The organism is Streptomyces sp. NPDC001970 (assembly GCF_053594115.1).
Genome location: NZ_JBSFDW010000025.1, coordinates 30,136 through 42,235 on the forward strand (window position 1 = coordinate 30,136; position 12,100 = coordinate 42,235).

Here is a 12,100-nt window from a genome sequence, read left to right on the forward strand (position 1 = left end):
CCCGGCCGGCCGGGCCGGAATCCGGCACTCCCCCGACGGTCACTTGCGGACCGTGAAATCCCCCAGTGAGCGGGCCGAGCCGCACCGAGTACGTTCCCGCGATCTTGCGCCGTACGACGAACTCGACCCGCACGTCCTGGTCAGCGCGGACCACGACGGAACGGCGCTGCTCCGCCTCTCCCGCAACCAGCAGCACGGCCTCGTACGTGCGGGTTTTCTCGCCGACGTTCGTGATGTGCACCGTGACGCGGACCGGCGTGCCGGGCCGGGCACGGGACGTCCGTTGTCGGTGCGCGCCACCGTGACGCCCGCAAGCCGCTTGCCGTTCTTCGCGTCCGTGACGGTGCCCCGCACGCCGCTGCGCAGGGACGTCCCCTCGACCGCGGCGTGGGCGTCGATCCGGCCCCAGCCGTAGCGCGGGTTGGGACGGGCACCGTAGCGGTCGTCGAAGTAGGAGGTGCCTGCCGCGGTCGAGGAGCACACGGAGCCCCACACGGTCGAACTCGGCCTGCTCAAGCGGGGCGTCAAGTACCGCGTCGTCTACGACACCTCCGTCCTCGACCTCCCCGGGTGGCTGGAGGACGTCACCGCCGGCATGCGCCTGGGCGAACAGGCCCGCGTCGCCCCCGGCCTGCCGACGAAGCCGGCCATGTCCGAAGACCGGGTGGCCATGCTCCCGCTGCTGCGCCCCGGCGACGACGCCGTGACCGCCTCGTACCTGATCCAACCCGTCGCCCCTGCTCGACGCGCTGATAGCGCTGATGGCGCTGATGGCGCTGATGGCGCTGTTCGAGGCGGTGTGGGAGCGCAGTGTGCAGGTGCGGCCGTCGGCTCCCGGCGCGGCCGACGACCGGTCCGATCAGCCGTCGCCGGACGAGGCCAGGCTGCTGACGCTGCTGGCCTCCGGCGCCACGGACAAGTCCGCGGGCCGGGCCCTGGGCTGGAGCGAACGCACCGTCCACCGCCACAGCACCGAGCTCATGCAGCGCTTCGGCGCGCAGACACGCTTCCAGGTCGCCATGGAGGCCGCACGGCGCGGCTGGATCTGACGGCCCGACCTCGACTCCGCGAGACCCGAGCCATGCCGCGACCCCGGCCACGGCCGACAGAGCGTCCGCAGCTCGATTCGGCCCTGCGGCGACGACCTTCCCGCGGATGGCCGGCGTCGTCACCGAGGATCCGCGCCTACGAGGAATTGTGGGACATCAGCCACCCCCGGACATCCTCACGCCGCAGGCGCCTTACGGTGCGCTCGCCGTCCAGCAGGACAGCGGTGACGTCGCCGTGGCCGGCCGTGTCCTGGCGCCGAACGGTGACGATGTCGTTATTGTCCGATGCTCCGGCACCATCGGATCTCGCCGTCGTGCCATACGTCGGTAGGCGTGAGCCCGGCGGCCGTGGCGACGGCAGCGGAGGCGTGATGCCCGGGGTGGATGTGGGCGATGACGGTCTGTACCGGCTGCCGGCTGAGCCAGTCGACGAGTCCTCGGGCCGCTTCGGTGGCCATGCCTCTTCCCTGCCACGGAGTTCCCACCACCCAGGCGATCTCGGCGATGGGGCCGTGGCCGGAGGGGCTGATCGTCGCCTGGACTGTGCCCACCAGGCAGGCCTCCTCGCGGAGCCGCATCACCCAGTTCAGCCAGGAGACGGCCGGATCGGGAGAGCCGGCGGTGATGCGCTGGTAGCGCGAGCGCAGAGCCTGCGGGGTGTCCGGAGTGCCGCCGGTGAAGGCGTGCAGGGCCGGATCGGACAGCACCGCTGCCATCTCCTCGGCATGGTCGACGTGAAGCGGCAGCAGGTCCAGTCGCCCGGTACTGCTGGCCTGGGCCACGATGGTGCTCACGCCGCGACTGCCTCGAGGCGTTCGACGAGAGGATAGGTCCAGACCGAGCCGGGCTTGGGCAGAGCAAGGGTGGGCACCTTGAGGGCCTTCGCCAGTTGGGGCACGCGGAATCGGGCTGTGCGGTACTGGATGGCCACCTTGCCCTTGCCGGTGCGGCACGGCAAGCCCGTCCGGGCGCCGCAGGTGGACATCGGGCGCTTGTGCGCTTCCACGCGCTTGAAGTCGTCACTCACGACCCAGACTGTTTCATGAACAGTACTTTTCACGCGTCGACCCGTGCATCAAGAAGTCCGGTTCGCTGCAGACGTCTGCGCGTCCACCCGTTGGAAATGGGGCGCCGCCACGGGCGCCACCCGTGTCGAACCCACGGGCGCCGTCCCCGAAGGGGCGTGCTTGCCCGTCCGCGTCTCCCGCGCATGCGTCCGCGGCAGTGACCGGTCAGGGAGACCGCACCGGGTCCGGGCGGGTCAGCACCCTCGGCAGGCCGGCGCGCGCGGCCTCGGCACCGCGGCCGTTGCGGCGGTGAACCCCCAGCGCCGAACTCGCCTCCTCTGCCGACAGACGGAGGTCCCTGTCACGCGCCGCCGCAACGGCGCTGCCGCCATCAGGCCTTGGGAAGGGAGAGGGAGCGGCGCTGTCGGGAATCTCGAGGATCTCGGAAGCTCGCTCGTGGTCACTGGACACCATGCTCAGGTTCGCGGAGTTCGGTCGGTGGTGTCGGCAGAGGTGATCCGTGCCGGCGCATCCTCGGTCAGGTGTGGTGGTCCCGGAGATGACCGCACGCATGGCTCGCGCGGTCGACAGCCTGCAGGCGCTCGTCGGTCCCGACTTCATGGGCGCCTGAGGCGTCTCAGCGCCTCACGCGGACCTTGGACTGCTTGTGGGGCAGCTGCTCCCAGTCCTCCATGAGGCGGGCCGAGAGCGAGTGGGAGGCAGCGAGCTCGGTCAGTGTTTCGACCCGGTAGTAGAAGTCCTCGCGCAGAACGTGGTGTTCCTTGGCCTCTGTGCGGTTGAACGTGAAGTCGAAGAAGGCGTCCGGGGCCATGACCCGCGAGATGTGGCGGAGGCACTCGTCGATGACCTCGATCGGCGAGTGCGAGAACACGCTGTGCGCGTGCACCACCGTGAAGTACCCGGAAGGCAGGGTGGAAAGGCGCAGATCGCGGACGAGGGCGAGGTGCGGGAGTTTTGCCTGGAGTCCGCGCGCGGCGAGGGTGTCGCCCGCTGCCAGGAGGATCTCGGGAGAGATGTCGATGCCGTAGTAGTGCCCGGTGTGAAGATGGTCGATGAATCGCCAGCCTGCGCGAAGATTCCCGCAGCCGATCTCCAGCATCCGGTCCTCACGGGTGAGCCCGTGCTGCAGCAGATAGTCGAACTGCATCTCACCGAGCGCGAGCCAACGGTCCTCGGTCGCGCTGCCGACCGCGGCTGACGGGCTCTTGGCGGTGTCCGCCTTCATCACGGCGCGGTAGTAGGCCACGTGGTCGCGGGCGGTGAGCCGCAGCCTCCAGTCGCGGCCGAGTCGGCGCAGATACGGCACGAAGCGGTCGGGGTGCCGGGAGGCGTAGCGGAGTCTGTGGCCGAGGCTGGCGCGATTGCCGGTGCGGGGCGCGGTCATCTTGGGGCGTCCTTCTCCGTGTGGGTCGTACCGGGTGCGAGGTAGGCGGCGTAGTGGTCCCAGCCGGGGGCGTGCGGCAGGGGTACGAACCGCCAGGTTCGGGCGTACGGAGGCGGGACGCCGTGGGCGGCCACGATGACGGCCACCGGCATGCGGCGCGCGGCTGCGGCGATGCCCTCCGGGGAGATGCTGGCGTCGTGGCCGCCGGGCTGGCGGGAGGAGCAGCCCGCGTAGTAGGCGATCGGTACGGCCTGATGGCCGCTGACCATGCAGGGCGGACGCACACCCAGCCGGTGGAGCGCGGAGGAGATCGCGGTGAAGTTCTCGCGGGTGGAACGGCTGCCGGCGACCGCGCGGGAGAGTACTGCGTACTGCACGGCGAGATGGGCGACGATTCCGACGGCGAGCAGGATCGCGGTCACCGGTCGCAGCGCCGGGCGGACCGAGGTCAGCAGGAACACGACACATTCAGCCACGGGGACGGCCAGCAGGGCGTAGGCGGGGAGCAGGAAGCGGGGCGCCGCGTAGCCGATCGTGAACAGGTACGGCGCCGCCAGCGCTGCCGCGGTCACGGTCGCCAGCACCGCAGCGGCGCCCCGGCGGGCGCGGAACGCGGCGGCGATGCCGCCGAGGACAAGCAACGGCAGCACGAACCACCACACAGCAGTGATCGGGTACTGCCAGGGCACATCGCATGGTCGGCAGAGCGTGCGCCCGGCCAGGGCCCGCACATGGTCATCCACGGCCATCTGCCAGCCCATGCTGCCCTGGATCTCGCCGGCACGCCGGAGCCGGGCCGCAAGTCCGCCGTAGTGCGCGTACGCCTCGACGACCCAGGGAACCGCACCGAGCAGCAGCCCGGCCACGAGTACGGCCGGCACCGCCGGGCGGCGGCGCCAGTCCGGAACCAGCAGGACCGCCGCGGCGAGCGGCACGGCCAGCCCCACTCCATCGGCAGGCCGCAGCAGGGTCACCGCGAGCACTGCAGCCCCCAGGCCGACGAGTGACGCACGGCACCGGCGGCCGGCGGCGTCCACGGTGGCACGCAGAAACCAGCCGACGGCCATGAACGCCCCGAACGCACACCACAGATTGGGCATCACCCGCGGGCCGTAGAACAGGGTGATCCACAGACCGGCGAACAAGGCGCCCGCACCGGTCAGCACCGGCGTGGGCACGACCTTCCGCCAGACCCACAGAGCGGCCAGGAGGACGACCCCGGACAGCAGGGCGAGAAAGACCCGGATTGCGGTCGTGGACGCGGTGACACCGGCCACGGGTGCGACGAGGTACGAAATGCCCCGTGCGCGGGGCGCACTGAAGAACGCGGGAGGGGCATTCCCGCCGACCTGGCTGACATAGACCGTCTCGTCCCAACCCAGACCGGAACCGGGAACCACGAGGGCCAACTGGGTGATGGTGAACACCACCGCGAGCCCCGCCGGCCAGAGCAGCGAACGAGACGCCGCTCTGCGCGGACGGGAAGCCTCGAGGTCCAGCGGCTTCAACACGGGAGGGCTGAAGGGTCTCATCCCGCTCACCCTGCAACGGCTTCGCGGAACGGGCCACCCGGGCCCGGGCCGGACGCGACCGCCGACGGTGCACCGGGAGCACCGCCGCCGCGACAGCCGCGACGACGGCGACGACGGCGACAGCGGCGACAGCGGCGACGACGGCGGTGGCAACGACGACCTCGACCGGCAATGGTCGAGGCGACGTGCGTGCCGTGCCCGCGGCGGTCGGTGACGTCCTCGCCGGGCACGAAGCTCCGGCTGCTGACGATGCGCTTCTCCAGATCCGGGTGGCCGGCGTCGACTCCCGTGTCGAGCACGGCCACCTTGACGCCGGTGCCGATGGCGCCCTCGTCCCAGACCTGCGGCGCGCCGATCTGGGCTGTGCTGTCCGCCAGGGCCGCGTTGACCTTGCCGTCCAGCCAGATCTTGTCGATGCCCCCGGGCAAGGACGGCGCGGCCGGTGGTCTTCCGGTCAGCCGTGCCCGGCGGCGCCGCGACAAGAGCGCTCCACACGCTCGCTGCCTTGGCCCGGTCCGCGCTCACCGCCTGCGCGGACGGACGCCAGTTGCCGCTCGACGGCGACGCCCGGCAAGTCGGTGACGGCGAGCCGCGACGCGTCCGTGTCGCGGGTGATGATCAGGGGCAGCCCGGGGGGTGCGCATCGTCGTATCCCTGGGCGACGAGGCCGGTGATGTTGAAGAGTCGTTTGTCGAGAAGGCCCTCGGTGACATAGGCCTCGGCATCGTCGGGGTACACACAGGTGCCTGTGTCATCGGTGATGGTCCGTACCGATGACGGTCGCGCCCGCGCGGCGTTGCACGCTCACCGCGGCAGGTGCTCCCTTCGCCCCGGGGGTGACGATCACCTTGTCGCCGGTGATGAGCGTGACGGACCGCGTGGGCGGGGCGGAGCGGCGGCCATGCGGCAATATTGCAGCGGGCTCGACCGCCGGGCAGCGGGCGGCGGGGACCGGAACGGAGCGTTGGACACCGCGCCGGTCCCCGGCCCGGGCAGCGCCTCAGCCGCGGTAGGTCTCCAGGAGCCTGAGCCAGACTTCGCCGAGGGTGGGGAAGGCGGGGACGGCGTGCCAGAGCCGGTCGAGGGGCACCTCGCCGGCGACCGCGATGGTGGCCGAGTGCACCAGTTCCCCGACGCCGGGGCCGGCGAAGGTGACGCCCACCACGGTGTTGCGGTCGGTGTCGATGAGCATGCGGGCCCGGCCGCGGTAGTCCTCGCCGTACTGGTGGGCGCCGGCGACGCGGTCGAGGTCGTAGTCGACGACCTCGATGCGGCGCCCGCTCTGCTCGGCCTCGCGGCTGGTCAGGCCGACGGAGGCGACCTCGGGGGTGGTGAAGACGACCTGGGGGACGGCGGTGTTGTCGGCGGTGGCGACATGCGCGCCCCAGGGGGCGTCGTCGATGGGCTCTCCCTTGGCGCGGGCGCCGATGACGGTGCCGGCGATCCGGGCCTGGTACTTGCCCTGATGCGTCATCAGGGCGCGGCGGTTGACGTCGCCGACGGCGTAGAGCCAGCCGCCGTCGACGCCGGTGACCTGGAAGGTGTCGTCCACGGTCAGCCAGTCGCCGGGGGTGAGACCGACGGTCTCCAGGCCGACGTCGCGGGTCTGCGGGGCGCGGCCGGTCGCCAGCAGGATCTCGTCCGCGGCCAGCTGCCCGCCGTCGGACAGTGTGATCCGCACCTCGCCGTCTTCGCCGTCTTCGCGGGTCATGGAGGTGACGGTGGTGGTGAAGCGGATGTCGACGCCTGCTTCGCGCAGTCCGTCGGCGACCAGTTCGCCGGCGAACGGCTCCATCCGCTCGAGGAGCCCATTCTCGAGGACCAGCATGGTGACCTGGGAGCCGAGGGCCTGCCAGGCGGTGGCCATCTCGACGGCCACCACACCGCCGCCGACGACGGCGAGGCGGCCGGGCACCTTGTCGGCGCTGGTGGCCTCGCGGCTGGTCCAGGGACGCACGGCGTCGAATCCGGGGATGGGGGGCAGGGCCGCGCGGGTGCCGGTGGAGACGGCGACGGCGTGCCGGGCGGTCAGCGCGATGGTGTCGCCCTCGGGAGTCTGCACGGCCACCTGCTTGGGGCCGGTGAGGCGGCCGTGGCCGCGTATGAGGTCGACGGAGACCGAGTTCAGCCAGTCGACCTGGTCCTCGTCCTTCCAGTACGAGGACATCTTGTCGCGGTGCGCGAGGACCGCCTCGACGTCCAGCGGGCCGGCCACCGCCGGGTTGAGTCCGGGTACGCGGCTCGCGTCGGCACGTGCCACCACCGGCCGCAACAGCGCCTTGCTCGGGTCGCAGGCCCAGAACGAGCACTCCCCGCCGAGGAGTTCGCGCTCCACGATCACGGCGCTGAGCCCTGCGGCGCGGGCGCGTTCGGCCACGTTCTCGCCGACCGGCCCCCCGCCGATCACGACCACGTCGTAGGTGCGGGTTGTCTCGTTCATCACTGCTCCGTTCATCACTGATCTGCTTCTGTAACTCGGTGGGACGTTGCGGCCTTTGCGGGGGGCGGGCTTACCGGGCCTCGCACCGTGGCCTGTCTGCCGGACTACGGCTCGCCGCCGCCGCCGCGCCCGATGGAAGGGCTGTGACCTGCGGCCGGCTACGGACCGCGCGCCGCTGCTCCCCCGCCACCGGACGGCCCGAGAGCCGCAGCGTCCGGTCGTGGGGGGTGGTCACGGGAGCGGATTGCTCCCCGCACGCCGGCTGCCTCTCGGTGCCCGGCCCTGACCAGCGGCGCGCTGGTCCTTCACCGTGCAGTCCGCGCGGCGGCCGCTGAGTCGACGCGGCCCCCGTGACAGGTGGGCCGCTGGGCGGTAGGTCGCATTTTGTGCCCGGCCCTGGAGTGCGAGAGCCGTCAGGCCGTCCGGGCCGTGGTCGCCCTGCGCTCGGCGCGGGGATCCGGCTGCTCGGCCTCGCCGGTGCTGCACCCCAGGGACTGAAAGGGCCGGGCCGCCGTCCGGGCTGGTGACGGCCCGTACACCTGGGGTGGCTTGGGGGGTCAGCGGCCGGGGGCACGCTGTGTGACCTCCTGGAGCACCCAGCCATTGCCGTCCGGGTCGCTGAACGTGAGGTAGGAGCCGTAGGAGGCGCGCTGGGGGTGCAGGCCGGCCCGTCGCTCCTGGCCGGGGCCGCGGTGGGTGACGTCCCCACCGTCGTGACCGTGGTACAGGAGGCCGCCTGCGTCGTGGAAGATCTCGCTGACCCCGATGCCGCGGCCGGTGAGCTCCGCGCGGGCCTCCTCGATGTCGGAGACGATGAGGTACAGGCCCTGGAACGAGCCGGGTGCGATGGGGGTCATCCCCTCGCCGAAGATGATCGAGCACTCGGAACCGGGCGGCGTGAAGTGCACGACCCGGAAGTCCTCGTTGGCCGTGTAGTCGACGTCCAAGCGGAATCCGACCTTCTCGTAGAACGCCTTGGCCCGATCGATGTCGGAGACGGGCAGCACGATCATTTCGAGCTTCAGATCCATGGGGATGTCCTTGTTTCTTGACGTCGGTGAATCACGCATCCAATGCGTCACCGGTTCAACAGGCAGTGGTCGCAGCCGGGGCGATTGCGCCCCGCGGCTGCTGCGGCGGACGGCGGTGATGGCCGAAGGGGTGGCTCATCCCTGCGGTCCAACCTGGCAGGAAACCTACCTTCCACTTAACTTGTGCGCAAGTAAAGTGTCACAAATGAGAGTGTGACAAAGGTATCGCTCGGCGCATACCCGGAGTCCGAGCAGGCCGGCGTGGTTTCGCCGCAGGGGCCTGGGGCGCACCACGGACGGACAGGCGCAATCCCGCCGACGACGATGCGATCAGCGGTCGCCACATCAGGGCCGGCGCTTGCGGAACCCTTCGAGGAAACTCCTGCGAGGCGGTTCATGCCGTGGCCTGAGACGGACGACGCTGCCGCGACGTCTGGAGATCCACGGCGTTGCCGCAGTTGCCGGACTCGTGGCGGCCGTCGCCATCCTTTGAACCGGCCGACCACGGGCCGATCGGGTCCTGGGACCCGTCGCGGAGCACCGGATGGCACGGTTTCGGTGCGTGCACAGCCCCTGCGGACAGCCCCGCACGGATCGGACGTGCGGGCGCGGACATGCTGCACCACCGGTGCCGCCGCGGACAGCAGTCGACTTCATGCTGTGACAGTGCGGTGCACCCAGGGCTCCGTTATGCGCTGCCAACCCAATGCCATTTCGATTGTGCACAATATAATTGCACACTGGAACAGTGTGGAGTATGCTGTCAGCGCGAAAGAGTCGCGTGGGAGAGGAGTCCCGATGGGCAACATCGAGACGGACGTCGAGCAGGCCGGCGCCGCCACGGCCAGCATGCTGCTCGAGGACCAGCTGTGCTTCGCCCTGTACGCGGCGCAGCGCGCGATGACCAATCGCTACCGCCCGCTGCTGGAGGAGCTCAACCTGACCTATCCGCAGTACCTGGTGATGCTGGTGCTGTGGGAGCACGGCGCCCTCCCCATCAAGACCCTGGGCACGCTGTTGCAGCTCGACTACGGCACCTTGACGCCGCTGCTGAAGCGCCTGCAAGCAGGCGGGCTGATCCGGCGCGAGCGTCAGGTGGACGACGAGCGCTCGGTGCAGATCTCTCTCACCGAGCAGGGGGTCGAGCTCCGCGAGCGTGCTCGCCCCATCCCCGCCGCCGTAGGGGACGCCGTGGGCTTCACCGCCTGGGAGACCGAGGCTGCCAAGTCCCTCCTCGAGCGTCTGACGGCCAACGTCTCCGCAGGTGACTGACCCGGCCGCTGCGTGCCGCCGATCCTCCGTGAGCGGTTCCCGGGCCAATTCGTTGCCTCGTGCACACTCCAGCGCCCAGCGCATCCGCCGCCGCCCACCCCTGCGGTTCGCTCTCGCCGTCAGCCAGGACTGCGAGGTTCGGGGCAGCCGGCACTGGAGTGACCGGGTCGAGTTGGCCCCTCGTGGAAGGCTCACCCGACTCATCCGGTACCAGACGCTCCACGAACCCCACGGGCGCATGCTGCGAACACGCCACATGAGATGGCTTCTTCGGGACTACAAGGCCAGCAGAGCCTGTTCGACGACTTCGGTCAGTGCGGGGTGGATGTACAGCACGTCCCGGGCGACCTGGTCCACCGTCAGGCCCAGTGTCATCGCCTGGATCAATGGCTGAATGAGCGTCGCAGCCTGTGGGCCGATGATGTGGGCACCGAGGATCGTACGATCGAGAGGGTTCGCCAGGACTTTCGCGAAGCTGGTGGTGTCCTCCAACGCCCATCCGTATGCGGTCTCTGCGTAGTCACGGGTACTCACCAGGTACTCGATCTTGCGACGGCGCGCCTCCTGCTCGGTCAATCCGACGCTGGCGATCTGCGGGCTTGTGAAGACTGCATGCGGCGCAACCTTGTTGGCCAATGTGCGCACGTCCTGCGGATGGAGCAGGTTGTACCGCACGAGGCGCGACTCGGCATTGGCCATGTGCTTGAGCTGGAAGTGATTCACCACGTCGCCGAGTGCCCAGACCCCCGGTACTGAGGTGCGGTAGGCGTTGTCGGTCGCAATGTGGCCGTGCTCGTCAAGTTCCAGTCCGCCGACGGCCGCGTCCACCCGGTCGGTGTTGGGCCGACGGCCGACGCACACCAGCAGCGTCGCGGCCCGGACGACATGGTCGCCACCCGGACAGGTCACGGCGACTTCAACGTCGTCACCACGCCGTGCGACGGAGGTGACGGCGGCATCGAGAAGGACGCGATGTCGCTGCGACGCGAGTTCGGTGAACCGCGCCGAGACCTCCTCGTCCTCCGCCATCAGCAGGCGCGGTCCCCGCTGCACGATCGTGACATCCGTACCGAACGCGCCGAATACATGGCTGAACTCCGCCGCGATGAAACCGCCACCGATGACGGCCATGGATGCGGGCACTTCGTCGATCCGCATGATGGTGTCCGAGGTGTGGTACGGCACGGTGTCGAGTCCGGGGATGTTCGGCACCACAGGCCGTGATCCGACCGCGACGACGAACGTGTCAGCGGTGATCCGCTCGGTTCCCACCTGCAGCACCTTCGGCGCGACGAATCGCCCCTCCTCGGTGTACACGTCAACGCCGTTGTCCCTGCGGTAGTTCAGCGCGCTGTCATGCAGTGGATCGATGCGCTGGAACACTCTGTCGCGAATGGCCTTCCAGTCGACGTGCTCAACGGTCGCATGGACACCGAGCCGCGCTGCCGCCCGCGCGCCCTCGACCGCGTCGGCGGCGACGACGAGCATCTTGCTCGGAATGCAGCCTCGGTTGAGGCACGTGCCACCGAAGCGGTCCGGTTCCACGATAGCGGCGCGCAGATGAGCGAGATCGTCGTTGAGCAGCATGTTGCCGCTGCCCGTCCCCAGGACCACAAGATCGTATTGCCGCACGCTCGTCCACCTTCCGCGACGAAATGTTCGGCCATACAGTCATGGCCTCCCTGGAGACCGCGAGTCCGTTTCACCCGAATTTAAGTCTCAGGGTCCCTTCCATGCAAAATACCCCTAAGATCCCTGTCGCGGAAAATGGAGCATCGGCGGGCAATGTCAGTGCGACATCAGCCGGTAGCGAGTTCCTTGGTGAGCTGGTGCAGCGCAATGCCACGGCGGACGGACACCTCGCGATGGAGGCAACCAATGCGGCGCCGGCCATCTCCTGCCGGCGATGTCTTTCCCGGTGGAGGCCAGTGCCCGCTGCACCCGCATCAGTCGTTTCTCGGCTTTCGTCGGGTGCCAGGGGTTGGCCGCCGGCATGCTCGAAGGGGCATCGCCCGTCACGGGCTGCCAGAGGGCAGCCGGGTGCTTGACGCCCGGGTCCGCACCGATGGTGTCGCGCGCTGCGTGACGGGGTGTGGGTCGATCCGGGATGCCCTGGATGGCCTTGGTCGAGTACGGGGGCGTACCAGCGGAGTGGGTTGCGGCGACGTCGCTCTTGGATCAGGTGCGCAGCCGCTGTCCCGTGCCCGGTCGTGCCCGGTCGTGCCCGCGCGCCGCGCCGCGCGGGAGGCTGCGCACAGGCTCGAGCCAGGCCCGGGGCTGGGGCTGGGGCTGGGGCTGGGGCTGGGGCTGGGGCTTTGCGAGCTTCGCGGGTATCGGATACGGACGGCTGTCCGCATCGTGGCT

12 protein-coding genes are annotated in these 12,100 nt (G+C 70.1%); 3 read left to right on the forward strand and 9 right to left on the reverse strand.

All coding sequences use genetic code 11. The features are described from left to right. The first annotated feature begins 52 nt into the window (after positions 1-52). Together ACWCP0_RS26830 and ACWCP0_RS26835 are read left to right on the forward strand one after the other, a co-directional pair. Positions 53-415 carry a hypothetical protein gene (locus tag ACWCP0_RS26830; protein ID WP_451081344.1) on the forward strand — a complete coding sequence of 121 codons (363 nt, stop codon included), beginning with the start codon at positions 53-55 and terminating at the stop codon, positions 413-415. A gap of 346 nt (positions 416-761) precedes the next feature. Beyond that, positions 762-1,049 carry a LuxR C-terminal-related transcriptional regulator gene (locus ACWCP0_RS26835; protein ID WP_451081345.1) on the forward strand — a complete coding sequence of 96 codons (288 nt, stop codon included), beginning with the start codon at positions 762-764 and terminating at the stop codon, positions 1,047-1,049. 136 nt (positions 1,050-1,185) lie between these two features. On the opposite strand, the gene ACWCP0_RS26840 is transcribed toward ACWCP0_RS26835, so the two are convergent. The 8 genes from ACWCP0_RS26840 to ACWCP0_RS26875 form a co-directional block, all read right to left on the reverse strand. Beyond that, positions 1,186-1,422: a LexA family protein gene (locus ACWCP0_RS26840; protein WP_451081411.1), complete on the reverse strand. Its 237-nt coding sequence runs from the start codon at positions 1,420-1,422 to the stop codon at positions 1,186-1,188. Then, positions 1,325-1,843 carry a GNAT family N-acetyltransferase gene (locus ACWCP0_RS26845; RefSeq protein WP_451081346.1) on the reverse strand — a complete coding sequence of 173 codons (519 nt, stop codon included), beginning with the start codon at positions 1,841-1,843 and terminating at the stop codon, positions 1,325-1,327. The genes ACWCP0_RS26840 and ACWCP0_RS26845 overlap by 98 nt, the downstream gene beginning before the upstream one ends. Beyond that, positions 1,840-2,076 carry a zinc finger domain-containing protein gene (locus ACWCP0_RS26850; RefSeq protein WP_451081347.1) on the reverse strand — a complete coding sequence of 79 codons (237 nt, stop codon included), beginning with the start codon at positions 2,074-2,076 and terminating at the stop codon, positions 1,840-1,842. The genes ACWCP0_RS26845 and ACWCP0_RS26850 overlap by 4 nt, the downstream gene beginning before the upstream one ends. A 617-nt stretch (positions 2,077-2,693) precedes the next feature. Then, positions 2,694-3,461 (reverse strand): class I SAM-dependent methyltransferase, encoded by a 768-nt coding sequence (locus ACWCP0_RS26855; protein ID WP_451081348.1) that lies wholly within the window; start codon positions 3,459-3,461, stop codon positions 2,694-2,696. After that, positions 3,458-4,993 (reverse strand): hypothetical protein, encoded by a 1,536-nt coding sequence (locus tag ACWCP0_RS26860; RefSeq protein WP_451081349.1) that lies wholly within the window; start codon positions 4,991-4,993, stop codon positions 3,458-3,460. Before ACWCP0_RS26860 ends, ACWCP0_RS26855 begins: the two co-directional genes overlap by 4 nt. 5 nt (positions 4,994-4,998) lie before the next feature. Next, the gene (locus ACWCP0_RS26865) at positions 4,999-5,475 is read right to left on the reverse strand and encodes a S8 family serine peptidase (protein WP_451081350.1); all 477 of its coding nucleotides are present in this window, start codon (positions 5,473-5,475) and stop codon (positions 4,999-5,001) included. A gap of 518 nt (positions 5,476-5,993) precedes the next feature. After that, positions 5,994-7,433 (reverse strand): dihydrolipoyl dehydrogenase family protein, encoded by a 1,440-nt coding sequence (locus ACWCP0_RS26870; RefSeq protein WP_451081351.1) that lies wholly within the window; start codon positions 7,431-7,433, stop codon positions 5,994-5,996. 557 nt (positions 7,434-7,990) lie between these two features. Continuing rightward, on the reverse strand, positions 7,991-8,464 hold the full coding sequence (locus tag ACWCP0_RS26875; RefSeq protein WP_451081352.1) for a VOC family protein: 474 nt from the start codon (positions 8,462-8,464) through the stop codon (positions 7,991-7,993). Between the two features lie 798 nt (positions 8,465-9,262). On the opposite strand from ACWCP0_RS26875, the gene ACWCP0_RS26880 reads away from it, so the two are divergent. Next, on the forward strand, positions 9,263-9,736 hold the full coding sequence (locus ACWCP0_RS26880) for a MarR family winged helix-turn-helix transcriptional regulator (protein WP_451081353.1): 474 nt from the start codon (positions 9,263-9,265) through the stop codon (positions 9,734-9,736). Between the two features lie 276 nt (positions 9,737-10,012). On the opposite strand, the gene ACWCP0_RS26885 is transcribed toward ACWCP0_RS26880, so the two are convergent. Beyond that, positions 10,013-11,368, reverse strand: coding sequence for a mycothione reductase (locus ACWCP0_RS26885; RefSeq protein ID WP_451081354.1), 1,356 nt, complete (start codon positions 11,366-11,368; stop codon positions 10,013-10,015). Positions 11,369-12,100: the final 732 nt, after the last annotated feature.

Coding starts and splice junctions, on each gene's coding strand:
- ACWCP0_RS26870 (WP_451081351.1), bottom strand. CDS start 7,433: ATGAACGAGACAACCCGCACCTACGACGTGGTCGTGATCGGCGGGGGG.
- ACWCP0_RS26875 (WP_451081352.1), bottom strand. CDS start 8,464: ATGGATCTGAAGCTCGAAATGATCGTGCTGCCCGTCTCCGACATCGAT.
- ACWCP0_RS26860 (WP_451081349.1), bottom strand. CDS start 4,993: ATGAGACCCTTCAGCCCTCCCGTGTTGAAGCCGCTGGACCTCGAGGCT.
- ACWCP0_RS26835 (WP_451081345.1), top strand. CDS start 762: ATGGCGCTGATGGCGCTGATGGCGCTGTTCGAGGCGGTGTGGGAGCGC.
- ACWCP0_RS26880 (WP_451081353.1), top strand. CDS start 9,263: ATGGGCAACATCGAGACGGACGTCGAGCAGGCCGGCGCCGCCACGGCC.
- ACWCP0_RS26855 (WP_451081348.1), bottom strand. CDS start 3,461: ATGACCGCGCCCCGCACCGGCAATCGCGCCAGCCTCGGCCACAGACTC.